The organism is Albirhodobacter sp. R86504, from assembly GCF_042466415.1.
Lineage (GTDB): Bacteria > Pseudomonadota > Alphaproteobacteria > Rhodobacterales > Rhodobacteraceae > Albirhodobacter.
This window is the reverse complement of the sequence record NZ_JAXHCH010000002.1, coordinates 481,887-505,644: the sequence shown is the minus strand read 5'-3', so window position 1 is coordinate 505,644 and position 23,758 is coordinate 481,887. Positions and strand designations below refer to the sequence as shown.

Below are 23,758 nucleotides of genomic sequence, written 5' to 3'. Positions count from 1 at the left end.
TCACTCCGCCGCCATCGCGCCCATTCGGCCCGACTTGCGCGCCTTGATCCGGTCCTCAATCTCCTCGCGGAAGTGACGAACGAGACCCTGGATCGGCCAAGCCGCCGCATCGCCAAGCGCGCAAATGGTGTGGCCTTCGACTTGTTTGGTCACGGACAGAAGCATATCGATCTCCTCGATCTCTGCCTCCCCGCGCACCAGACGATCCATCACGCGCATCATCCAGCCCGTGCCTTCACGGCAAGGGGTGCATTGGCCGCAGCTCTCGTGCTTGTAGAATTTCGAGAGACGCCAGATCGCCTTGATGACATCGGTGTTCTGATCCATCACGATCACCGCCGCCGTGCCAAGGCCGGAGCGTTGTTCGCGCAGCCAGTCGAAATCCATGATCGCGTCGTTGCACTGTTCTGCCGTCAGCATCGGAACCGACGAGCCGCCCGGAATAACCGCCTTCAGGTTGCCCCAACCGCCGCGCACACCGCCGCAGTGACGATCGAGCAGCTCACGCAGCGGGATCGACATGGCTTCCTCAACAACGCAAGGGTTGTTCACGTGGCCAGAGATGCCAAAAAGCTTGGTGCCCGCATTGTTCGGGCGGCCAAAGCCCGCAAACCAATCCGCCCCGCGCCGCAGGATCGTCGGCACAACGGCCAGCGATTCCACATTGTTCACCGTGGACGGGCAGCCATAAAGCCCCGAGCCCGCAGGGAACGGCGGCTTCATCCGCGGCATCCCCTTCTTGCCCTCAAGGCTCTCAATCAATGCGGTTTCTTCGCCGCAGATGTAGGCCCCTGCCCCGTGGTGCAGGTAAATATCGAAGTCATAGCCCGACCCGCAGGCGTTTTTACCGATCAAGCCAGCATCATAAGCCTCGTCGATCGCCGCCTGAAGCACTTCCTTCTCGCGGATATACTCACCCCGAATGTAGATATACGCGGCGACCGCGCCCATCGCGAAGCCCGCAATCAAGCAGCCCTCGACCAGCGTATGAGGATCATGACGCATGATCTCACGGTCTTTGCAGGTGCCCGGCTCGGATTCATCGGCGTTGACGACGAGATAGGACGGACGACCGTCCGATTCCTTGGGCATGAACGACCATTTCAGGCCGGTCGGGAAACCAGCACCGCCGCGCCCGCGCAGGCCCGAGGCCTTCACTTGCTCAACGATCCAGTCACGGCCGTTCTTGAGGATATTGGCCGTGCCGTCCCAATGGCCGCGCGCGCGGGCGCCAGCCAAGGAGCGGTCATGCATCCCGTAAAGGTTGGTAAAGATCCGATCTTGATCTTTCAGCATGTGAATTCCCTCAATTATCCCGGCCGTTAGGGGCCGAACCGGCATTACGCCGCCGTTTGCTTTGACGCGATATGCGCCATGTCACGACAAGCGCCCAAATGAACGCGGCTCCCGCCGCAAGATCGGCCAAGATCAAAAAGCGCTGTTCAAGCCCCAGCGCCGCGATCAAAGCCTGCGCCCCGACCCAAATCAAAGCCGCAGCCGCAAGAACGATGGCCACTTTGCGGCCCTCGGCTTGCAGTTTGCTCTGATCGGGTAGAGATGCCATTTTCACTCAATCACTCAGTAGTCATTCGTTTTTGCGCGTTCCAAGAAAACATCAATGCCCTCGGAAACGATCAGATTTGCTTGCGCCACCCATTTATCGCGGGTCGCGCGGCCTTTAAAGCGCGGAACATTGTTATCCGCGTAGGCGACCTCCGCAGGCCCCCAAGCGGCGATCTGGTCGTAATGGAAGATGCCCCATTCATTCAGGCGCTCCTCCAGTTTCGGGCCGATCCCCTCAATCAGCTTCAGATCATCGGCATTTCCGCGGCGCGGTGCCTTCAGACCTTTCGGCTTCACTGCCTCGTCGCCCTCATCAGACGCCGCAGCCGGAACCGCGGCAACCTCCGCCACAGGCGCCGTAACGGATGCGGGCGCCGTAACGGGTGCGGGCGTCGCGACTTCGGGCGATGCCGCGATAGGCGTCGAGGCCGCAACCGGTGTTGGCGCGACTTCGGGCTTTTCTGCCACGGCCACGCTTGCATTCATCGCAGCCGCCGGAGGTGAAACCGGCGCCGCCGCAGGAGCGACCCCGGCAGCGGCGCTTGCCGCGACCGGCATTACACCCTCAGCAGGCGCCGCTTCCACCGCCATAGCCAATTCACAAAACGCCCAGTTCAAGAACGCGCCGAACATACCGAAGGTTAGGAAGCCCAAAAAGATCGCTGCAAAAAAGCCGATATGGCTGACGATTAGCAACCAAGCCGCAACGACAACACCCGCCGCCGCGCCGATTTTCCAACACGTTTTCTTGCATTCGTTCAGTTCAGGCATTCCAAAACTCCTTACGCTACTGTTCCACTCACTTATTCGCCGTAAATCCCGTCTTTCTTAGCACGCGCGGAAAACTCCGTCTCCGCACCTGTCGCAAGCTCGCGCGCTTGATCAACCCACTCGTCGCGTGTCGCGCGACCTTTGAACCCTTCGAGGTTCTGATCGACCCACGCCAATTCATTCGCCTTCCATGCGGCGATTTGGTCGAAGTGATAGAAGCCGAGCGTGTTCAAAAGGTCTTCCAGCTTGGGGCCGACGCCTTTGATGAGCTTCAAATCATCCGCTTTGCCGTCACGTGCCGCGGCCAAGGTGGCGGGCTTGTCCGCGTCCGTCGCAACGACGTCCGCAGCGCCTGCGTCCACCGGATCAGCCTTGCTGACCGGCTTGGCTTTTGAGGTCGCTTGCGCCTCTTGAACGCTTACCCCAGTCGCATCGACAGGGGCGTTTTCGGAGGGTTTGGACGCAGCAGTCTCAACCGCAGGAGCGTCCGCAGGTGGAGCAGCCGAAGCGAACCCACCGAGCTTGGCAGTGTTCGGATTCATCGCGCCTTGCGCGGCGGCGTGATTAGCGCCCTGCGTCCAAGGGGTGCGGAAGGCGACTTCGGTGCCCTCAATCCGCTTGATCCCGTCTTGCAGATCCACCGAAAGCTGCGCTGTGCCGTTATATTGGGTATGCGGCGCGTCGACTTGCAACGAGGTCAGGCCCGATTTCGGCTCGGAGGAGAAGCGACCATTGCGCGGCCCCGGAACTGGCGTTTTGCCGGCGGTCAGCTCGTCGAGCAGATCAGCGAAGCTCTCGGTTGTGAGATCTTCGAAGTAATCTTTCCCAATCGCCGCCATCGGAGCGTTCGTGCACGCGCCCAAGCACTCAACCTCTTCCCACGATAGCTTGCCATCGGCGGAGATCTGGTGGGGCTGTGCTGCGATCTTTTCCTTGCAGACCTTCATCAGGTCTTCTGCGCCACAGATCATGCACGAGGTCGTGCCGCAAATCTGGATATGCGCAACCGCGCCAACCGGCGCAAGCTGGAACATGAAATAGAAGGTCGCGACTTCGAGCGCGCGGATGTAGGGCATGCCCAACAGATCCGCGACATGCTCGATGGCAGGGCGGCTCAGCCACCCTTCTTGCTCTTGCGCGCGGAACAGCAACGGAATGATCGCGGATTGCTGACGCCCCGCGGGATATTTTGTGATCTGGCCCTGCGCCCATTCATAGTTTGCAGGCGTGAAAGCGAAGCTTTCAGGTTGTTCGGAATGCAGACGGCGAAGCATTAGCGGTCAATCTCCCCAAACACGACGTCCATCGTGCCGATAATAGCGGCAACATCCGCAAGTTGGTGGCCTTTCGAGACCGCATCCATCGACTGCAAATGCAAATAGCCGGGGGCGCGGATCTTCGAACGGTAGGGCTTATTGGTGCCGTCCGAGACGAGGTAGACGCCGAATTCGCCCTTGGGCGCTTCCACGGCGGCATAGACTTCGCCTGCGGGCACTTTGAAGCCCTCTGTGTAAAGCTTGAAGTGATGGATGAGCGCTTCCATCGAGGTTTTCATCTCGCCACGCTTGGGCGGTGTGATCTTGCCACGTGCCAGAACGTCGCCGCCTTCAACGCGCAGCTTTGCGATCGCCTGACGGATGATCGATGTCGACTCGCGCATCTCTTGCATCCGGCAGAGGTAACGATCGTAGCAATCGCCATTCTTGCCGACAGGGATCTGGAAGTCGAACTCGTCATAGCACTCATAGGGCTGCGAGCGGCGCAAATCCCATGCGAGGCCCGAGCCACGCACCATGACGCCGGAATAGCCCCATTTGAGGATATCTTCCTCGGTGATGATGCAGATATCGGCGTTACGCTGCTTGAAAACACGGTTTTCCGTCAACAAGCCATCGATATCGTCGAGAACTTTCGGGAAATGGGCGGCCCATTCTTCCATATCGTCGAGCAACGCATCGGGCAGATCCTGATGCACACCGCCGGGACGGAAATACGCCGCGTGCAACCGCGCACCGCACGCCCGCTCGTAGAAGATCATCAGCTTTTCACGTTCTTCAAAGCCCCACAGCGGCGGGGTGAGCGCGCCCACGTCCATCGCCTGCGTGGTGACGTTCAAGAGGTGGTTCAACACGCGACCAATCTCGGAGAAAAGCACGCGGATCAGCTGACCGCGGCGCGGCACGATGGTGCCGGTGAGCTTTTCAATCGCCAGACACCAAGCATGCTCTTGGTTCATCGGCGCCACGTAATCGAGGCGGTCGAAATAAGGCAGGTTTTGCAGATAGGTGCGGCTTTCCATCAACTTCTCGGTGCCGCGGTGCAGCAGGCCGATATGCGGATCGGCGCGCTCGACGATTTCGCCGTCGAGTTCCAAAACCATGCGCAAAACGCCGTGGGCCGCGGGGTGTTGCGGCCCGAAGTTGATGTTGAAGTTACGGATCTTTTGCTCGCCCGTCAGAGCATCATCAAAGCTGCCGTCCATCTCAGACCTCTTTCCTTCAAAACGTCCGGCCAAGCCCGACGCGAAGACCAATTCTCAAGCCACTCACCCGCACCATCCAGCTTGGGTCGACCTTCAACCATATAGCCGCGAGCGGCCTGACTTTCCTGCGCCGCAGGATGCGGCAAAGGGGCCCAAACGGCCCCCGCCTTCAATCACACCTACTTCGCAGCAGGCTTCTCGTCGCCCGGAAGCACGTATTGCGCGCCTTCCCATGGCGAGAGGAAATCGAACTGACGGTAATCTTGCGTCAGCTTTACCGGCTCGTAGACGCAACGCTTGAGCACTTCGTCATAGCGCATCTCAACGTAACCAGTCGTCGGGAAATCCTTCCGCAGCGGATAGCCACGGAACCCGTAGTCGGTCAGAATACGGCGCAGATCCGGATGTCCGGTAAACAAGATCCCGAACATATCGAAGATCTCGCGTTCGAACCAATTCGCGGAGGGGTGCACATCAACGAGCGATGGCACCATCTCGTCTTCCCGCACCGCAGCTTTCACACGAATGCGCTGGTTGCGATACATCGAGAGGAACATCCAAACCATATCGAACCGCGCTGGCCGCTGTGGCCAATCGATCGCGGTGATGTCAACGACGGTCGAAAACTTGCAGCTCTCATCGTCGCGCAGGAATTCGATGAACTCGGGCGCGGAGCTGAGCGAAATCGTCACCGTCAATTCACCAAACGCGATATCGGTCGAAATCACATCCGACGGGCGCTTTGCTTCGATATGGGCGGCGAGATCTTGAAGGGCGTCAGTCATAATCACTCCTCAACGAACCAGCGTGCCGGTACGGCGGATTTTGCGTTGCAACTGCATGATGCCGTAAAGCAGCGCCTCGGCGCTCGGCGGGCAGCCCGGAACGTAGATATCGACAGGAACGATCCGGTCGCAGCCACGCACCACGGAATAGCTGTAATGGTAGTACCCACCGCCATTCGCGCAGGACCCCATCGAGATCACATAGCGCGGCTCTGGCATCTGGTCATAAACCTTACGCAGCGCAGGCGCCATCTTATTGGTCAACGTGCCTGCGACGATCATGAGATCAGACTGACGCGGGGACGCACGCGGCGCCGTCCCGAAACGTTCGAGATCATAGCGCGGCATCGAAGTATGCATCATCTCAACCGCGCAGCAGGCCAGACCGAAGGTCATCCAGTGCAGCGATCCGTTGCGCGCCCAGTTGATTACGTCCTCGGTCGAGGTCAGCAAGAAGCCCTTATCCTGCAATTCCGCATTCAGCGCCTGAGTCGCGACTTCGCGATCCGCGCCAGCGGTATTTCCCCCAGTCATCACGCCCATTCCAGCGCCCCTTTCTTCCATTCGTAGGCAAAGCCCACGGTCAATACGCCGAGGAAGACCATCATCGACCAGAACGCCACCATCGACAAACCACCGAAGGCCACTGCCCATGGGAACAGGAAGGCGACTTCGAGATCGAAGATGATGAACAAGATCGAGACGAGATAGAAGCGCACGTCGAATTTCATGCGCGCATCGTCAAAGGCGTTGAACCCGCATTCATAGGCCGAAAGCTTTTCCGGATCAGGGCTCCGGTGCGCAAGCACCAATGCCGCTACGATCAGGATCAGCGCGAGCGCTGTGGCCATGGCGAGAAAAATGAGGATGGGAAGGTATTCTTGCAGCAGCTGTTGCACTGTTGGCTCCCTCATGTCGCGGCAATTGCTCCGCGCGTGTTCCGGCTAGCCTCCGTTTAGACCTGTGCGCCTACGCGGTCAACCAAGCGTGAGCGGGATTCTCACCGTTTTCGAGAGAGATTGCAGGCAATTGCATATGAAAATCAGTCAAAGAGGGCGCTTCCGGCGCGGACAATTTGCCGCAAGTCCCTTAGTGGGCGGGCGCGGCAGGCGGCGCGGACACGGAAAGAGGCCACACTAAATCAACGGGCGGACGAGAAAAATTGGGCGTTCGGCAACAAGGCGCTCGTTTTTGGGCGCGGGCACGTTGACGCAAACGGCGCCGCGAATTGATGCCCGCGGATCGAACACTGCCGCGTTCACTTCGGTGGGGGTGCCTTCCGCCCAACGTTGGTTTGTTGCGAATTTGCCTATCGGCCTGAGAAATCGGCCCGCAACACCTCACCGCGCCCGCTTGGCGGTCGCGCAGGCGGGCCTCCACGCGGAGCGGTGATTCCCTCCTGCGCGGCAATAGTTGTTCGCTAAAGGCACGCTAAGGAGACGGGTCCTTCGCCCCCTTCCCCGCCGCATCAGGACCGGGGAGCCCGTGAGCGGCGGCGTCCGCCTCCCCATGCGCCCCTTCTGCGACGATCGAAAGGTAGTAATGTTGCAACGCCATCGCCACAAAGAACACGACGAGCAATGTGAGAGCGAAATCCAGAGCGCGGCGCAAAATTGCTTTTGGCCGCACCATCGGGATTGGCGCTTCCACCGGACCTAACACCTGCCCGCAAATTGCGCAGATCTCCGCATCTTCGGGCAATGCGGTCGAGCAATGCGGGCAAATCCGCCGTCGGTGTGTCTCACTTGACATTATTCGCTCCTCCTTGCGCGCTCGCATCGCCCCGTGACGCAGGTCCTCGCGTGATCCCGCGCCCTCGCCGCCCCCGATGTTAGGCCAAAAGCCGCGCCGCGAGTGCGGGCAAATCATCGTAGTGATCCAGCAACGCTTCCGGCTCGAGCCGCTCGATAGCGCGTCCCGACGGGCCAAACGTCACCAGAACACTTGCAACACCGCAGGCCCGTGCCGTTTCGCGGTCTGTCTTCGTGTCACCAATCAAAATCGAGCGCGCGACCGTGCCCCCGACCGCCTCAACCGCGGCGATATACGGCGCGGCGTCGGGTTTGCGGGTTGGTAAGGTATCCGCCCCGATGAGCGCACCGAAATGATGCCGTAGCCCCAAGCGCCCCGTGAGAGCCTGCGCCAGACCCTCCGGTTTATTGGTGCAAATCGACAGCGCATATCCGGCGGCTTTCAACGCTTCGAGCGCGGTAAAAACACCCGGATAAACCCTTGTAAACACGTCAATATTCTCGGCATAATGGCGCAACAATACGGCATAATCGGCCTCCACCAGCGCATCGAGATCAGGCGCCTCAATACGGCTGTAGCCCGCGCGCAACATCGCCCGCCCCCCGTGAAACGCAATCAGCGCATCTTGCTCGGCGTGCAAGATCGGCCCCAAGCCACGGTCGATAAAACACGCATTCGCCGCCGCAATCAGATCGGCGGATGTATCGGCCAGAGTGCCATCGAGATCGAAAACGACGGTCCGTAGCCCGCCCTCCAGTTCAGTCGTCATATGGTCCCTTTCGGCCCTGCGCTGTCACAACTGTTCACAAACCGTGAACGGCTTGCCCTTGCGGCCAAGCCCCCAATGGGTAAAACGCACGATAACAGAAGAAAAGGGCTCTCCCTATGGCTATTGCACTTGTTATACTCGCCGCGGGCAAAGGCACGCGTATGAATTCGGACCTGCCGAAGGTTTTGCATCGCCTCGGTGCGGCACCGCTTATCGCGCATGCGATGTCATCGGGACAGGGGCTGGAGCCCGAGGAAGTGATCATTGTCGCCGGCCACGGCGCGGATCAGGTGCGCGCCGCAGTGGGCAAGATCAATCCGGATGCGCGGGTTGTCTTGCAAGAGGAGCAACTTGGCACAGCACATGCCGTCTTGCAGGCCCTGCCCGAGCTCGAAGGGTTCGAGGGCCGCGTGATCGTGCTATACGGCGACACTCCCTTTATCCGTACGGAAACCTTGGAGAACATGATCGACTCGCCTGCGGATGTGGTTGTGCTCGGGTTCGAGGCCGCCGATCCGGGCCGTTACGGGCGTCTGGTTGCGCATGGAACGGCGCTGGAAAAGATCGTCGAGTTTAAAGATGCCACCGATGAGGAAGCGGAAATCACGCTTTGCAACTCCGGCGTGATCTGTGCCGAGGCGGCAACGCTGCGCGAACTCCTGCCGGTGATTGATAACGACAATGCCGCCGAGGAATTCTACCTCACGGATCTCGTCGAGATTGCGCGCGCCAATGGCATGGCGGCTGAGGTGGTAACCTGTCACGAGAGCGAGACGCTTGGCATCAATTCGCGCAAGGAATTGGCACAGGCGGAGGCTGCGTTCCAAGCGCGCATGCGCGCCGAGGCGATCGAGAATGGCGTCACCCTCACCGCGCCCGAGACCGTTTTCTTTGCGCTTGATACCTATTTGGGCGCAGATTGCGTTGTTGGGCCGAATGTTGTGTTCGGGCCGGCGGTCACGGTGGAAACCGGCGCGGAGATCATGGCGTTTTGCCATCTCGAGGGCTGTCATATCTCGCGCGGCGCCACGGTCGGGCCCTTTGCACGCCTGCGCCCGGGCGCGGAGTTGGCGGAGGATGTCCACGTGGGCAATTTCGTCGAAATCAAAAATGCGATCTTGGACGAGGGCGTCAAAGTCGGTCATCTGACCTATATTGGCGATGCGGATATCGGGGAGCACACGAATATCGGTGCGGGCACGATCACTTGCAACTATGATGGCGTCATGAAACACCGCACGACCATCGGGAAACGCGCCTTCATCGGATCGGATACGATGCTGGTGGCGCCGGTTTCGGTGGGCAACGATGCGATGACGGGCTCCGGTTCGGTGATCACGCAAGACGTGCCCGACGAGGCTTTGGCGCTGGGTCGGGCAAAACAGGTGGTCAAGCAAGGGTTGGCAACCAAACTTTTCGAGATGCTGCGTGCCCAGAAGGCCCGCAAGGCCAACTCCTGAGGGGATTGAAATATGTGCGGCATTATTGGCGTTTTGGGAAATAACGAAGTTGCGCCGCTTTTGGTCGAGAGCCTCAAGCGGCTGGAATATCGCGGATACGATTCCGCGGGGATCGCCACGGTCAACGGGTCGGCGGGCGGAAAGCTGGATCGTCGCCGCGCGGTCGGCAAGCTGGTGAACCTCTCGGATCGTCTGGTGCATGAGCCGCTCGCGGGCAAGTCGGGCATTGGCCATACCCGTTGGGCCACGCACGGCGCCGCGACGGAAGTCAACGCCCACCCCCATCGTTCCGGCCCTGTCGCTGTGGTGCATAACGGGATCATCGAGAATTTCCGCGAACTGCGCGAAGAATTGGCCGCCTCTGGGCTTTTGCCGGAATCCGCCACGGATACCGAGACGGTGGCGATGCTGACGCGCGTGCTTCTTGACAGCGGCCTGCCTCCGCGCGCGGCGGCGGCGGCGACCTTGCAACGCTTGGAGGGCGCATTCGCGCTTTTGTGGCTGTTTGAGGGCGAGGAAGATTTGATGATCGCTGCGCGCAAGGGCTCGCCCTTGGCCATCGGCCACGGCAATGGCGAGATGTTTGTCGGCTCGGATGCGATTGCGCTGGCGCCGATGACCAACCGCGTGACCTATCTTGAAGAAGGCGACTACGCTTTCGTCACCCGCGCGGGCGCCGAGATTTTCGATCTGGCGGGTCGCCGCGTAAACCGCGATGCCGCGCAAATCGACATCAGCACCGTGCAGGTCGAGAAGGCCGGCTATAAGCATTTCATGGCGAAGGAAGTGGCCGAACAGCCCGCCGTCTTGGGCGATGCGCTGCGCCACTATCTGGGCGAGTCTGGTCTCAACCTTCCCGCAGAGGTCGATTTTACAGGGCTTGACCGTCTGACCTTGGTGGCCTGCGGCACAGCCTATTACGCCTGCGCGGTCGCGAAATACTGGTTTGAGAGCCTCGCGGGCCTGCCCTGCGAGATAGATGTGGCGTCCGAATTCCGCTACCGTGAGCCGCCGATGCCCGCGAAATCATGGGCGATTTTCGTCAGCCAATCCGGCGAGACGGCAGATACGCTCGCCGCGCTGCGCTATTGTCAGGAGCGGGTTGAGAAAACCGTTGCGGTGGTCAATGTGCCAACCTCGTCGATGGCGCGCGAAGCCTCCCTCACCTTGCCAATTCTCGCGGGGATCGAGGTCGGCGTGGCCTCGACGAAGGCCTTCACCTGTCAGCTTCTCACCTTGGCGGTGATGGCGCTCAAGGCCGGTGTTGATCGCGGGCACCTCTCGGACGCGCAGTTGCAAGGCCATATTGCCACGCTGCGCTCCTTGCCGGGATTGATGAATGCCGGTCTCGCGACAGATGGCGTGATCGAAAAACTGGCCGAAAAACTGGCCGAGGCGCAAGATGTGTTGTTCTTGGGGCGCGGCCCCTTGTTCCCTATCGCGATGGAAGGGGCATTAAAGCTGAAAGAAATCAGCTACATCCACGCCGAAGGTTATGCATCGGGTGAACTCAAGCACGGGCCCATTGCCTTGATTGACCGCACCGTCCCCGTCATCGTCTTTGCGCCGCGTGACCGCTTGTTTGAAAAGACCGTCTCGAATATGCAAGAAGTCATGGCGCGGCACGGGCAGGTTTTGCTTGTCTCCGACGCGCAGGGCCTTGCAGAGGCGGGAGACGGCACTTGGGCGCAAATCCGAATGCCGGAAATCGCTGAGCCTTTCGCCCCTATTTTATACGCGCTTCCCGCGCAACTGATCGCCTACCACACCGCCGTTGCCAAAGGCACCGATGTGGACCAACCCCGCAACCTTGCAAAATCGGTAACCGTTGAATGACACGTCCCCCTAAAGCCCCGAAGCTTCCTCCGGAAGAAGAAGCCCGCCTCGCAGCCGAGGCCGAGGCCTTTGCGGCGTCGGAAGCAGATTACGAATTTTATGATGCGGATGCGGAAGCGTCCGATCCCTCCGCACTGGGCGCCCTGCCGACGGGTGCCGAGGCCATCGAGATGCTCGAAGCCTCAGCAGATCCTGAAAAGGCCGTTGAGGCGGCCGCCTATCACAAGGCAGAGCGCCGCTATCTGGGCGTTTCTGTGCCTCTGATCGACGATCTGGTTACGCTGTGGCGCGCGCAAGCGGGCGATGATGCCGCAGCGCGCGTGGCCTTGGCGCGCGATCTGTGGGCGTCGGATATCCATGAGGCCATGGTGGCTTCGGCCAAGCTCCTCACCCAAGCGCGCCTGCGCCCGGATGGCGAAGCATGGGATCTGATCGCGTCTTGGGTGCCGCTGTTTGATGCGTGGGCCATTGCCGATGCCGTCTGCAAGGCAGGCGACCGCCGCTTGGTCGCGGATCCGTCGCGCCTTGATGAGGTTGAGGCTTGGATTTACGATGAGAATATGTGGGCGCGCCGTGCGACCTTGGTCATGACCTTGCCATGGACCAAACAGCGCAACCCCTCCGAGGCGGACACCCAAATCCGTGAGCGCGTGATGAACTGGATGGTGATCCTTGCGGATGACCGGAGCTGGTTCATCCAAAAGGCAATCGCGACTTGGCTGCGCGAATTGTCGAAGCGCGATCCGGAGCGCGTTCAGCTTTGGCTCAACGAGCATGGCCGCTCCATCAAGAAATTCGCGCGGATCGAGGCGGGCAAGCTTTTGCCACAACCGCTTGAAGACGAGCTTGATGACGAGATGGACGGCACTGAGGATCAGGTGGAGGGCGATCAGATCGCGCCCACCCAAGACGCCAGCGACACGCCGAAAGGCTGATCAACAAAAAGCCCCGATCTTTTGATCGGGGCTTTTTTAAACCGTAGCGGCGACATGCGTCACGCGAGTCAAGATTTGTAGACGACGACCTCGGGCAAATCCGTCAACGAGACGCCCAAAAGACGCATCGCTGGCAAGGACAGCCTGCTGCCGCCTTCGTTGGCGGGAATGAGATCGACCTGCACAGATTTCCCCGTCGCCGGATGTTCAACGCGGCCCTTTGCGGGGGTCGAGACGAGCGAGGTTGAAATCCAGAACCCGGGATCGGTCGGATCGCCCAGTGAGGCCACGGTCGTGCCGAGCTTGCTTTCGCCGCCTGCGGGCTTGGCGGTGGCGGCTGCGCGCTGCTCTTGGGTGGTTGTGTCAAACGCATCCGGCGTCTGTGCGGCTGGTTTCGGGCGCGGCGCGACCGACGCCTGCGCGCTCACGGAGGCAGCATCCTGCATCTGCACAGAGCCGCTTTCCTTTGCGCCAAAGGGCATGTGCCCGCAAGCGGAGAGCGCCCCGACCATCACCGCCGAGATCAAAACTTTACGCATCCTCAACTCCTTCAAGCCATTGCCGTGCACCGCTAGCCTAACGCGCCCTGCCCCCGCCATCAACGCGGTTCCTCCCCCCGATGCGCGGGCTCTTGCCACTTGCGCCCCCGCGCCCTACCTTCCCCCAATGACCGTCGCACCCAAACATGCCCCCCTCATCGATCCTTTCGCCCGCGCGATCACCTACCTGCGCGTGTCGGTCACGGATCGTTGCGATTTCCGCTGCACGTATTGCATGTCCGAACATATGCAGTTCCTCCCCAAAAAGGATCTTTTGAGCCTTGAGGAGTTGGATAGGATGTGTTCGGCGTTCATCGGGTTGGGCGTTCAAAAGCTGCGGATCACCGGCGGCGAGCCACTGGTGCGGCGCGGGATCGACACGTTCTTTCGCGCGATGACGCGGCATCTCGACAGCGGTGCGCTCAAAGAATTAACCCTGACCACCAACGGCTCGCAACTTGCGCGGTTCGCGCCTGATCTCGCGGCCTTCGGGATGAAGCGGATTAATGTGTCGATGGATACGCTCAACCCCGAGAAATTTGCCGAGATCACCCGTTGGGGGCGCCTGCCGCAGGTGCTTGAAGGGATTAGAGCGGCAACCGCCGCCGGATTGAAGGTTAAAATCAATACCGTTGCCATCAAGGGGTTCAACGAGGACGAGCTGTTCGACTTGGTGAAATGGTGCGGCGACGAGGGGCACGACCTGACATTCATCGAGGTCATGCCGATGGGCGAGATGGATGAACAGGCCCGACTTGGCCAGTATTGGCCGCTTCAAGATCTGCGCGCGCGCCTGGCCGACCGCTTCACCCTGCAAGATCTCCCCGATAACACGGGCGGGCCGGCGCGCTACGTCCGGATCTCTCAAACGGGGCAACGGATCGGGTTCATCACCCCGCTGACGCATAATTTCTGTGAAAGCTGTAACCGCGTCCGCGTCACCTGCACCGGCGAGATTTACACCTGCCTTGGCCAGAACGATCGCGCGGATCTACGCGCCCCGCTGCGCGCCAGCGACGAGGACACAGCCCTTATCGAGGCCATCCGCGGCGCGATTGATCGCAAACCCAAGGGCCATGATTTTGATTATACGCGCGGCGTTGGCGGACAAGTTGCCCGCCACATGAGCCACACGGGAGGGTGAGCGCCCTCGCGGCCCAACCGGCCGCGGCCTCGCTCTTTAGAACAGCCCCGCCTCCCGCGCGATCAACGCCGCTTGCGTCCGGTTCGCAGCGCCCAATTTGCGGTAGAGCGTTTTCATATGCAGTTTCACCGTCGGCTCGCTGATATCGAGATCGCGCGCGATCTCTTTATTGGCCTTTCCTTCGGTCAACCCCTCCAACATCTGCAACTCCCGCGTCGAGAGAGTCTCGGCAAGCGGATGCACCGGCGTCGTATCGGGTGCCGTCATAAAATCGAGCGGGGCGTAAATCTCGCCCATCGCCATGAATTTCACGGCATTGACCATCGATTTTGCCGAAAGCGTCTTGGGCACGAAGCCGGCCGCCCCCAGTTCAAGCGCCTGTTCCACCACATCACGGGTGGCCTCCCCCGACAAAAGCGCGACGCGCTGGCCGCCGTTCAACGCCAAGGCGCGCTTGAGCCCGTCAAGCCCGTGCATGCCGGGCATATTCAAGTCGAGCAGGACAAGGTCGAATTTCGGCTGAGTGTCGATGGCGGCGCAGGCTTCTTCCAGATCCGCGGTGGTGACGGCCTCGATTCCCTCTTGGGCTTGCAAAAACATTGTTAATGTATCGCGCAAAAGTTCATGGTCATCAGCAATCAATACGCGCATCGCACTCTCCCTGTTCTTCCCCAATTGCTAGCTGGAACCGAGAGACGATGCACGTGAAAAGCTACATTTACCGCTCGGAATTCACGTTAATGGCACGAAACTGCTACGGTTCTCCACTTTCGCCCCTATGTCGACCGATACGCGCCGTTTATTCCCCCGACCGGACGCCGCAAGGGCTACGGCGATATTACCTACCCGTCAGGATAGAGGCGTCCTACCTCTGCCCGTTCGCGATTTTTACAAGGTTATGCGATACCTATCAGCACCTAGAGAAGGACGTCAGGTTAGTGTTTAGTAAATCGTTCCTATCTGTTTTGTGTGTTGCCAGTGTTGGCGTCGTTCTCTGGGTAGGCTTCCCCTCAGCATCTGCGGTCACCGCGCAAGAGCTTTCCGCGCCGGAAGGTCCCATTTTGCTGACCGTTACGGGGAATATCAAAAGCACCAATGCCGAGAACGCCGCTGTTTTTGACCTCGCCATGCTCGAAGCGCTGCCGATGGTCGAGTTCGAGACCACGACTGTCTGGACAGAAGGCACACACACATTCCAAGGCGTTGCCCTCAAAGACCTGATCGATATCCTTGGTGTTGAAGGCGAAACCCTCCATGCGACCGCCGTCAACGATTACGGCATCGATATCCCGGTCTCCGAGATCGAGAAGGGTGGCGCGACATTGGCCTACCGGATGGATGGCAAGACAATGTCTCTGCGTGATAAAGGTCCGCTTTGGATCGTCTATCCTTATGATTCAGAGCCGGCCTTCCGGTCCGAAGTCATCTATTCCCGCAGCATCTGGCAACTTGACCGGATCGACGCGCGAGACTGACAGTGCCGCGCGGCCGCCGATCTACCGTTTGCACGGTATGTGTCTGCGTGCCTGATCAAGCCGTTTTTGGGATGCTTTCACCGCTGATACCCCGCTCGTCGCCTCTTTCATCCCCATGCTGACGCGACGAAATCACGCGCTGAGACACAAAAGCCGAAGACCTTTATCTTCGTTTAAGCTCTTATCCGCTAACAACTTGCGAGTGATCTCATTAGGGTTTGGAGAGATCCAAATCGAAGGTTTCGCTGCGCCCGAAAGCAAGTCATAAAAGTGACGCGGATAGCAGCCAAGGAAGTTTAGATGCCGGCGCGATTGAAAAACACCTTGGGCATGAAGATCATTCTGTCCGCTCTTGTTGGCGTGATCGGTTTTATCGCGATTGCCGTCTTGGCCTATAACGTTGCGGGCCAGATGCGACAGCTCAATACCGCAAATACCGACAATGTTCAGTGGTCGCTGGCGCAGGCAGAGGTCGACTTTCTCGAATTCTCGGCCTTTGTCGCCCAAGCGCCCGATTTGATCGCCGCGTCGCCAGAGCTGCGCCCCGAGATTTTGGCGGAGGTCCGTCGCGGTTTCGACGTTTTCTATAGCCGCATCGACACGCTCGACAAGTCCACCGTCTACCGCCCCCTACGCGCCACGCGTGGGTTCAGTGCCGATCTCCTCACGATCCAAAACTTCCTCGAACGCAGCGTGACTGTCATCGATGCCAGCGATGACATCATGAACGTCGCCCTGCCCGACCTTGCGGCCAGTGCCGAAAAACTTCGTCCGAGCATTCGAAACCTGGCACACACCGGCCTGACATTCTTCGCGCAAGTGGCCGACGAGCGGCGCAATGCGATCTCCGTGACGCTCTTTCAGCTTGCGGCGGGCGTCGCGTTTCTGCTGATCACGATGTTCACCTTGGCAATTTACCTCGCGACGCTGAACCGCCAGAATATCCAGCGGCGCGCCGAGGTCATCGAGGCGAGCGAACGGATGAAAACGATCACTGACACGGCCTTGGACGCGGTGATCGTGAGCGACCGGATGGGGCAAATCCTGACGTTCAATGCCGCCGCCGAACAAATTTTTGGCTACACCGCAAAAGAGGCCATCGGTCAGGATCTTGGCGCTTTGCTCATTCCCGATCACCTACGTGCCGCCCACCGTGCGGGCATGGAACGGATGCGGCGCGGCGGCGCGCGGCAGATCGTCGGCAAAGGCCGCGTGAGACTCGAATCGATGCGCGCGAATGGCGAGCTGTTCCCGAGCGAATTTGCGATCCAGTCGGCAGAGACAGCCGATGGTGAGATTTTCATCGCATTTCTGCGCGACATTTCGGTGCGGGTGCGCGCAGAGGAAGAACTCGTCCATGCCCGTGACCGTGCCTTGGCGGGGGAGAAAGCAAAGACCGACTTCCTTGCGACCATGAGCCATGAGATCCGCACGCCGCTCAACGGCCTGATGGGCAGCTTGGCCTTGTTGGAGGATACGGACCTCACGCCACGTCAGGCTCGCTATATCAAGCACATGAATACCTCTGGCCGCCTGTTGCTACGCCATATTACGGATGTTCTGGACCTCACCAAATATGATGCGGGCAAGCTTCTGATCCGACCCGAGCCGATGGATATCGGGCTTTTAATCCAAGATATCGTAGATAATCAGGGCGGCATGGCGGCGACGAACCAGACGGTTCTGTCGTGGGGCTGGGTTGGCGAGCCAACACCGTGGATCAATGCCGATCACGATCGCATGCAGCATATCTTGATGAATATCGTCGGGAACGCAGTCAAATTCACCCGCGACGGCGCGGTGCGTGTCGAGGTGGGTGTAACACCTGCGGATGAGGCACAGCCTAATCCGATTCCGCAGATGTGGATTACCGTGACGGATACAGGGATCGGGATGGATGCGGATCTGCAATCACGCATCTTCGACGATTTCACCACCGGAAACAGCGCCTATGATCGCAGCGTTGGCGGAACCGGCCTTGGTCTTGGGATTGCGAAACGATTCATCATGGCCTTGGGTGGCACGGTGGACGTTGAAAGCAAGGTGGGAGAAGGCAGCCGCTTTACCCTGCGCTTTCCGATCGAGCCGGTGCCTGATCATGAAATCCCGCAAGCCGTTGCGCCGCGCGATTCCAGCATGGTCTTGCGCGAAGATCCATCACTGGCCAAAACTGAAGACGCGAATGACGATATTCGCGTGGTCCGCCAACAGCCACAGACCCCCGCAGGCCCGTCGCGTGACATACTTGTTGTCGAGGACAACAGTATCAACCGTGTTGTGGCGCGCGAGATGCTGCGCGCTTGCGGCCATACCGTGACCGAAGTCCACAACGGGCAAGAGGCTGTGGACATTACCCAGACGCGGCGGTTTGACCTTATTTTGATGGATATCTCGATGCCGGTGATGGACGGGCGTACCGCAACTCGCGCGATCCGCGCGAGCGCAGGGCTCAACGCGACGACGCCGATCATTGCGCTGACCGCGAATGCGATGGCGGAGGAGCGCAAAGCGTATCTTCAGGATGGGATGAACGACATCTTAACCAAGCCCCTGATGCGCGCTGGGCTGACGCAGGTGATCGACACCTTCGTAGTGCGTGAAGAGGCCGCGCCAGCCGCCGCGCCCGCAGATCAACCCGCAGCACCGAAGCGGCCCGACATCATCAACAGCACCCATATTGACGAGCTTCGCGATGTTCTGGGCGCAGAGATGCTCAAGTCCCTGCTCAATCGTCATTGTGCCGAGATCGAGACCGTCCTGACCCAGTTGCACGACGACGAGACGCTTGAAACGGAGGAAATCGCAGCCCGCGCGCACAAAATCGCGGGGAGTGCTGCGGCCCTCGGGGCGGTGAAGCTTCGTGCCGGGTTGATCGCAGTGGAACGCGCCGCCCGTGCGGATCAAGATAGCACAATGTTCGAAGCGATTGATGCGTTGCCCGGGATCTGGGAAGAAACCAAACCCGCACTCTTCGCAGAGGTCTGATCCGCCCGCCAAACCGGCCCAATCTCCGATTTTATCCGCCATCGCCGTAAAAACCTAACCTTTAGTATAGGTTTTATTAGCGATTGCGCCTTACAGCCTCCCAGCAGGGCAGCGGACAGAATCATCCTTAACGTCTACGCTTTAGGTCTTGAGAACAGGACTTTTAGACATGACGATCCCAGTTCGCCTTTCCAACGTGCCGCCCGGCACAGAGATCAACGCAGCGATGCGCGTGCGCCGGATGCCGCAAATAGCGCAGATCTGCGCGAATGTCGCTTGGGCTGTTTTACTGTTGATGATGGCGCGGCGGCTAGAGCTGTCGCAAATCGGGGTCGCATGTTTCGCCTTGGCCGCGGCCAATCTGATCAAAACGACCCTGCGCAAAGCGCTCAGCAGCAACGCCTCCACCTTCGCGATCCAGACATCCCCGGCCGACCAACTCGCGGGGATCTGCGCGCTCGCCACCCGCACGTGCCAAAGCTGGACGCAGGTGATCATCGCGCTGATCGCGGCGGTCAGCGTTGCGCTCTACTTCATCGGAGGAGAGCTTGCCGTTCTCGTAATCGGTGTGTTCCTCGCGGCGGAGGCTTTGCTCATCCCGACGATGCTGCTCCGCACGGCGCTGGCAATGCGCGCGCACAACGCCTCGCAAGCGACGACAATCTTGCGTTTGCAAACCGCTCTGACCCACCTCGTCGGGTTTGGCCTCTTGCTGGTCTGGCCCAGCCCCCTCGTTATTATTCTGCCGCGGCTTGTGATTGCGCCGATTGCCCTACTCGCACTTGCAAAGATCAGCGAGCCGCTTGAGGACGCGCAAGAGGCCGACACGACCACCGCGAGCCCTCGGCCACCGCTTGAGGTCGCTGCGAGCATCACCGCCGAGCTTCTGATCGGCTTGCGCCTTCATGCCGATAAATTCATCGTGGCCGCGATACTGGGTCTGGAGGCGCTTGGCTTGTATTTCATCGCCCTGAATGCCGGGCTCGCGATTTCGCGCGTGGTCAGCTATACCGTGATTACATTGCTCGGGCCTGCCGCGGGCGCGCCCAAGACGACATCGTTGCTGGAAACGGGCGAGCCCGTCACCCAAGCTGTTCCGCTTGGCCCCTCCCCCCTCTCCGCGTTCTCCGTATCGTCCGTCTCGGCACGCACCCAAGCAAGTCAACGTGCGCTGCGTGGGCGGATTTCGGCGAGTTTGCTCATCAACCTGCCTGTCACGACGATCGTCGCGGCCGTGCTGCACGTGTCCTTGCCCGCCCTGCTTGATGCGCGGTTCTCATCGATATTCGGGATTGCTGTTTTGCTCAGCTTCCTCACCGTTCCAAATGATATTTGGACCGCTTGCGACCGTTGGATGCGCCGGAATGGTCAGGCGCAGCATGCGCTTTGGCTCAATCTCATTGTCACCTTCGGGCTCTTGCTCACGGTCGTCTTCCTTGCCCCCTTCGGCATTGTCGCCTTAGGCTACGGCTATGCATTGATCGCAGCGATGCTAATGATTGGTGCAACCTTGTCGGCCGTGCTCGGCAACCTCGACACCTCCGGCCGTTGACCTTCCCCCGGGAAGGTCGGCGCGTTCGCCGCTGCACCTGCTCGTAGGGCCAGCAAAAGCGACCCGCTGCATCACGGCACAAAAATGAACGATGTCAGGAAGATGGTGCCCCCACACGGACTCGAACCGCGGACCTACTGATTACAAATCAGTTGCTCTACCAGCTGAGCTATAGGGGCATTGAGGGTGAGATAACGCCGGATTGCGGCAGTGGCAAGAGGGCGAAAGCACTGATTTGCAGAAATTTGTGTTTTTATGTTCAACGCGTTTTGATCTGGCGATGCGCGCCGCCATTCGGGGGCTGCCGCGTTAAAGCTGGCTGCCCTTTGCGCCCAAATTGGTCTTGGCCAAAAGCCCCACCGCCGCAAGCCCCACCAGCATCACCAAAAGCGCCGCGGGAGAGGCATCGCCTAGGTTTTCCAAGCTTGCCTTCTCATGTACGCGGGTGGCCAAGGTCTCGTAGTTGAACGGACGCAAGAGCATGGTTGCGGGCAATTCCTTCACACTATCAACAAACACGAGCAAAAGCGCGGAGCCAATCGAGCCGCGCATGAGGCGCAGATACACAGAGGTAAGCGCCCCGCCAGCGGTCCGCCCCAAAGACCGTGCCGCCATGGGCAAGGATGGCGGCACACGCCCGAAGGCCGCATCAACAGCGCCCTGCGCAATCGCGAAGAACCGCACCAGATAGGCCAAAACAATCGCCGTGGCCGAGCCCGTCAGCACCAGCCCCGGGTCCGTGCCGGTAATCGCGAGCCATTGATCCGCGCCCCAATGATCCAACGCTGCGAGGGGAATCAAGATGCCGACCGCCAAGACCGCGCCTGGCGCCGCATAGCCGATTGTCGTGATCGGCAAGAGCAGGCGCGGCAAGCGCCGCCCTGTCAGCCGCACCCCATAAACCATGAACAGCGCAAGACACACCGTGATCACTGACGCAAGCCCCGCAACCGTCATCGTATTGCTGAGCGCGCGGATCAACCCCTTGCCAAACCACGCATCCGGATTGGCCAGCGCATGCCCGGCCATCACGGCCACAGGCAAAATGAACCCGATCACGAATGGCACGGCGCACAGGGCCGTCATCGCCCACGCGCCCGCCCCTTTTGCATGAAGCTTCACAATCGGGCGGCTGTGCCGTGCGGATTGATAAAACCGTTGGTTCTTACGGCCAAATTTTTCGACCGCGAGCAGCCCCATCACAACCGCGAGGATGAGCAAAGCGATCTGCGCCGCCCCGCCGGCGTTGCCCGCCTCAAGCCATGTCGTGAAAATACCTGTCGTCAGGGTTTGCACGCCGAAATAATCAACGACGCCGAAATCCGCGACGGTTTCCATCATTGCGATGGCAGCCCCCGCGACAATCGCCGGACGCGCGAGCGGCAGTCCGACCCGCCAAAATAGCCCCCAAGGCCCCGCGCCCAGCGCCCGCGCCACCTCGTAACTCCCGCCCGACTGCTCACGAAACGCCGCGCGCGCGAGGAGATAGGCGTAAGGATACAGCGAGGCCGCAAGGACGATGATCGCCGCCCCGCGCGAGCGAACCTGCGGGAACCAGTAATCGCGCGCGCTGCCCCAGCCGAATGTTTCTCGCAAGGCGATCTGCAACGGGCCGGAATAATCCAGAAAATCAACCAGAGCATAGGCGCCGACATAGGCGGGAATTGCGAGCGGCAGAAGCAAAAGCCATTCCAGCGCCCGCGACCCCGGGAAGCGATACATCGAAATGAGCCACGCAGCCCCGCCCCCCACCGCCGCCGAGAGCGCGCCAACGCCAAGCGCCAACACGGCAGTATTGGACAGGTAACGCGGCAATGTCGTGGATATGAGATGGGGCCAGATATTCTCCGTCGGGTTCAGCGCAATCCAGATCACCGACACAATCGGCGCGAGGATAAGCACCGCGATCACCGCCGCCCCGAGAGACCACACACCGCCCCCTGCCGCGCCCTTCGTGTGGCGCGCCAATGCTGCGCGCTTCACACGGTGCAGCACGGCTTTGATATCGCGCTGCTCGGTTGCGGTCATAGGGAGAGATTGAGGCTTTTTCTCGGTCATAAACCCGCCCTACAGGAAAGCCGTTTGCCTGTCCATAAATCCCCCGTTACTCTGGGCGGAACAAGAAGCATAAAGGGTTCAGGCATGCAGGTCGTTTTCCACATGGGCGCGCATTCCTCCGATGAGGATCGCCTCATTAAATGCCTAAAACGCAACACCGAGGCGCTTGAACAGGTCGGCACGATCGTGCCTTGGCCGGGGCGATACCGGATGGTGCTGCGTGATTCCCTGATGGCCCTGCGCGGACGTGCCGCAGACGCGGAATACCAAGAAGCCATCCTCGATTCGATTACAGACGAGGATACGTTTAACCGGATCGTGTTCTCGCATGACTTTTTCATGTGCATCCCCCAGCGCGTTGTGACGTCGGACGGCCTCTACGCGATGGTGCCTGCCAAGTTGACGCCTCTCGCCAATATCCTTGCGGATGCCGAGGTGGAATTCCACATGGCAATGGTCAACCCCGCCACACTGATCCCCGCGCTGATTGCGCGGATTAAGGACGCTACCTATGATAGCGTGATGCAGGGGATCGATCCGCGCGCGCTGCGGTGGGCGCCGATGGTGCGCAAAATGGCGGAAGCCGCGCAGGGAAAGCGGCTTGTCGTCTGGTGCAACGAGGATACGCCCCTGATCTGGCCGGAGCTTTTACGCTCGCTCAGCGGCATCGGGCAGGATGTCGAGTTGGACGGCGATTTCGCGATCCTCGGCGCGATTATGGCCCCCGAGGGGTTAGAGCGCCTGCGCGCCTATCTCACCTCGCATCCGCCCCAGACCATTGCCCAGCGGCGCAAAATCGTCACAGCGTTTCTCGACAAATTCGCGATCGAGGACAGGCTTGAGGTCGAGGTGCCCCTGCCCGGATGGACCTCGGAGCTGATCGAGGAAATCACCCAGATTTACGAGGCCGACACCGCCGAAATTGCGCAGATCGATGGCGTTGAATTCATCGCGCCATGAGCGCCCACCGCATATGAAAAGGTCCGGCGTTTCCACCGGACCTTTTCAATAACATGGCAAAAAAGCGTTAAACCATCCCGAGAGCGTTTTTATAAAGCTCCAAGATCGCTTCTTCTTCAGCGAGATCGTCCTTGTCGCGCTTGCGCAAAGCAATCAACGTTTTGATGACTTTCGTATCATAGCCGCGCGCCTTCGCTTCGGACATGATCTCTTTTTGTTGCTCAGCAATGTCTTTCTTCTCCGCCTCAAGATGCTCGAATTGCTCGATAAACTGGCGCAGCTCGTCAGCGGTCACATTATAGGCGTCGGACATATCTTCCTCACGGGTGAATTGAATTGCCCTTCCCTACAAGCTCACAGCCCCCGCATCAAGGGCGCGGGTGGTCTAGGCCGCTTGCACTGGGCAGAGGTTTCACGCTATCGCCTGCCTGCAGTTTGGAGAAGGGAACGGACTATGGATATTCTGATCTGGATTGGCGCGGTTATCTCCGTCATCGGCGTCATCGGCATTGCGGCTTGTGTGATGATCGTTTTGCGCGCCAAACGCGCGGGCTTGGACGAGACCGCTTTCAAGGCCCGCATGCAGCGCGCCGTCGCCGTGAACATTGGCGCTTTGATGATCTCGATGCTCGGATTGATGATGGTTGTCGTCGGCATCGTTCTGGGCTGACACTCAGGCTGATCTTTGAGGC

The 23,758-nt window shown here is 59.9% G+C and carries 23 protein-coding genes and 1 tRNA gene; 9 read left to right on the top strand and 15 right to left on the bottom strand.

The genetic code is table 11. The features are described from left to right. The 10 genes from nuoF to SJY32_RS04450 form a co-directional block, all read right to left on the bottom strand. Positions 1-1,296 carry an NADH-quinone oxidoreductase subunit NuoF gene (nuoF, locus tag SJY32_RS04495; RefSeq protein ID WP_376872103.1) on the bottom strand — a complete coding sequence of 432 codons (1,296 nt, stop codon included), beginning with the start codon at positions 1,294-1,296 and terminating at the stop codon, positions 1-3. A gap of 10 nt (positions 1,297-1,306) precedes the next feature. Next, entirely contained in the window at positions 1,307-1,564 is a 258-nt protein-coding gene (locus SJY32_RS04490) for a DUF5337 family protein (RefSeq protein ID WP_376872100.1), read from the bottom strand. A 14-nt stretch (positions 1,565-1,578) separates the two neighbouring features. Continuing rightward, positions 1,579-2,334 (bottom strand): hypothetical protein, encoded by a 756-nt coding sequence (locus SJY32_RS04485; RefSeq protein WP_376872097.1) that lies wholly within the window; start codon positions 2,332-2,334, stop codon positions 1,579-1,581. 32 nt (positions 2,335-2,366) lie between these two features. Further along, a complete protein-coding gene (locus SJY32_RS04480; RefSeq protein WP_376872094.1) occupies positions 2,367-3,608 on the bottom strand; it encodes an NADH-quinone oxidoreductase subunit E in 1,242 nt (413 codons plus the stop codon). Continuing rightward, positions 3,608-4,816 carry an NADH-quinone oxidoreductase subunit D gene (locus tag SJY32_RS04475; protein ID WP_376872091.1) on the bottom strand — a complete coding sequence of 403 codons (1,209 nt, stop codon included), beginning with the start codon at positions 4,814-4,816 and terminating at the stop codon, positions 3,608-3,610. Before SJY32_RS04475 ends, SJY32_RS04480 begins: the two co-directional genes overlap by 1 nt. A gap of 179 nt (positions 4,817-4,995) precedes the next feature. Further along, complete coding sequence (locus tag SJY32_RS04470) at positions 4,996-5,601, bottom strand: NADH-quinone oxidoreductase subunit C (protein WP_376872088.1); 606 nt, start codon at positions 5,599-5,601, stop codon at positions 4,996-4,998. A gap of 9 nt (positions 5,602-5,610) precedes the next feature. Next, the gene (locus tag SJY32_RS04465) at positions 5,611-6,135 is read right to left on the bottom strand and encodes a NuoB/complex I 20 kDa subunit family protein (RefSeq protein WP_376877576.1); all 525 of its coding nucleotides are present in this window, start codon (positions 6,133-6,135) and stop codon (positions 5,611-5,613) included. Continuing rightward, positions 6,135-6,500: an NADH-quinone oxidoreductase subunit A gene (locus SJY32_RS04460; protein WP_376872085.1), complete on the bottom strand. Its 366-nt coding sequence runs from the start codon at positions 6,498-6,500 to the stop codon at positions 6,135-6,137. The genes SJY32_RS04465 and SJY32_RS04460 overlap by 1 nt, the downstream gene beginning before the upstream one ends. A 532-nt stretch (positions 6,501-7,032) precedes the next feature. Continuing rightward, positions 7,033-7,353: a hypothetical protein gene (locus SJY32_RS04455; RefSeq protein ID WP_376872082.1), complete on the bottom strand. Its 321-nt coding sequence runs from the start codon at positions 7,351-7,353 to the stop codon at positions 7,033-7,035. A 79-nt stretch (positions 7,354-7,432) separates the two neighbouring features. Continuing rightward, positions 7,433-8,122, bottom strand: a complete 690-nt coding sequence (locus SJY32_RS04450) for an HAD-IA family hydrolase (RefSeq protein WP_376872079.1) — start codon at positions 8,120-8,122, stop codon at positions 7,433-7,435. A 116-nt stretch (positions 8,123-8,238) separates the two neighbouring features. On the opposite strand from SJY32_RS04450, the gene glmU reads away from it, so the two are divergent. The 3 genes from glmU to SJY32_RS04435 are packed head-to-tail and all read left to right on the top strand — an operon-like array spanning position 8,239 to position 12,353. Beyond that, positions 8,239-9,582, top strand: coding sequence for a bifunctional UDP-N-acetylglucosamine diphosphorylase/glucosamine-1-phosphate N-acetyltransferase GlmU (gene glmU / locus SJY32_RS04445; protein ID WP_376872076.1), 1,344 nt, complete (start codon positions 8,239-8,241; stop codon positions 9,580-9,582). 12 nt (positions 9,583-9,594) lie between these two features. Further along, a complete protein-coding gene (gene glmS / locus SJY32_RS04440; protein WP_376872074.1) occupies positions 9,595-11,418 on the top strand; it encodes a glutamine--fructose-6-phosphate transaminase (isomerizing) in 1,824 nt (607 codons plus the stop codon). Next, entirely contained in the window at positions 11,415-12,353 is a 939-nt protein-coding gene (locus tag SJY32_RS04435) for a DNA alkylation repair protein (RefSeq protein ID WP_376872071.1), read from the top strand. Before glmS ends, SJY32_RS04435 begins: the two co-directional genes overlap by 4 nt. Positions 12,354-12,421: 68 nt before the next feature. On the opposite strand, the gene SJY32_RS04430 is transcribed toward SJY32_RS04435, so the two are convergent. Then, positions 12,422-12,892, bottom strand: a complete 471-nt coding sequence (locus tag SJY32_RS04430; protein ID WP_376872068.1) for a hypothetical protein — start codon at positions 12,890-12,892, stop codon at positions 12,422-12,424. A gap of 127 nt (positions 12,893-13,019) precedes the next feature. Between SJY32_RS04430 and moaA the strand changes: the two genes are divergently transcribed. Next, positions 13,020-14,036: a GTP 3',8-cyclase MoaA gene (moaA, locus tag SJY32_RS04425; RefSeq protein WP_376872065.1), complete on the top strand. Its 1,017-nt coding sequence runs from the start codon at positions 13,020-13,022 to the stop codon at positions 14,034-14,036. Between the two features lie 36 nt (positions 14,037-14,072). Here moaA and SJY32_RS04420 read toward each other — a convergent pair whose 3' ends face one another. Continuing rightward, complete coding sequence (locus SJY32_RS04420) at positions 14,073-14,687, bottom strand: response regulator transcription factor (RefSeq protein ID WP_376872062.1); 615 nt, start codon at positions 14,685-14,687, stop codon at positions 14,073-14,075. Positions 14,688-14,974: 287 nt separating this feature from the next. On the opposite strand from SJY32_RS04420, the gene SJY32_RS04415 reads away from it, so the two are divergent. From SJY32_RS04415 to SJY32_RS04405, 3 genes are all read left to right on the top strand, one after another. Beyond that, positions 14,975-15,511: a molybdopterin-dependent oxidoreductase gene (locus SJY32_RS04415; RefSeq protein WP_376872059.1), complete on the top strand. Its 537-nt coding sequence runs from the start codon at positions 14,975-14,977 to the stop codon at positions 15,509-15,511. Between the two features lie 300 nt (positions 15,512-15,811). After that, positions 15,812-18,496: an ATP-binding protein gene (locus SJY32_RS04410; RefSeq protein WP_376872056.1), complete on the top strand. Its 2,685-nt coding sequence runs from the start codon at positions 15,812-15,814 to the stop codon at positions 18,494-18,496. 169 nt (positions 18,497-18,665) lie between these two features. Continuing rightward, positions 18,666-20,048, top strand: a complete 1,383-nt coding sequence (locus tag SJY32_RS04405) for a hypothetical protein (RefSeq protein ID WP_376872053.1) — start codon at positions 18,666-18,668, stop codon at positions 20,046-20,048. A 103-nt stretch (positions 20,049-20,151) separates the two neighbouring features. On the opposite strand, the gene SJY32_RS04400 is transcribed toward SJY32_RS04405, so the two are convergent. After that, positions 20,152-20,227, bottom strand: a tRNA-Thr gene (locus SJY32_RS04400). 130 nt (positions 20,228-20,357) lie between these two features. Further along, positions 20,358-22,106 (bottom strand): ABC transporter permease, encoded by a 1,749-nt coding sequence (locus SJY32_RS04395; RefSeq protein WP_376872050.1) that lies wholly within the window; start codon positions 22,104-22,106, stop codon positions 20,358-20,360. An 84-nt stretch (positions 22,107-22,190) separates the two neighbouring features. On the opposite strand from SJY32_RS04395, the gene SJY32_RS04390 reads away from it, so the two are divergent. Next, positions 22,191-23,066 (top strand): hypothetical protein, encoded by an 876-nt coding sequence (locus SJY32_RS04390; protein WP_376872047.1) that lies wholly within the window; start codon positions 22,191-22,193, stop codon positions 23,064-23,066. A gap of 67 nt (positions 23,067-23,133) precedes the next feature. Here SJY32_RS04390 and SJY32_RS04385 read toward each other — a convergent pair whose 3' ends face one another. Further along, on the bottom strand, positions 23,134-23,379 hold the full coding sequence (locus tag SJY32_RS04385) for a DUF2312 domain-containing protein (protein ID WP_376872044.1): 246 nt from the start codon (positions 23,377-23,379) through the stop codon (positions 23,134-23,136). Between the two features lie 141 nt (positions 23,380-23,520). Here SJY32_RS04385 and SJY32_RS04380 point away from each other — a divergent pair, with 141 nt between their 5' ends. Next, positions 23,521-23,736: a hypothetical protein gene (locus tag SJY32_RS04380; protein WP_376872041.1), complete on the top strand. Its 216-nt coding sequence runs from the start codon at positions 23,521-23,523 to the stop codon at positions 23,734-23,736. Positions 23,737-23,758: the final 22 nt, after the last annotated feature.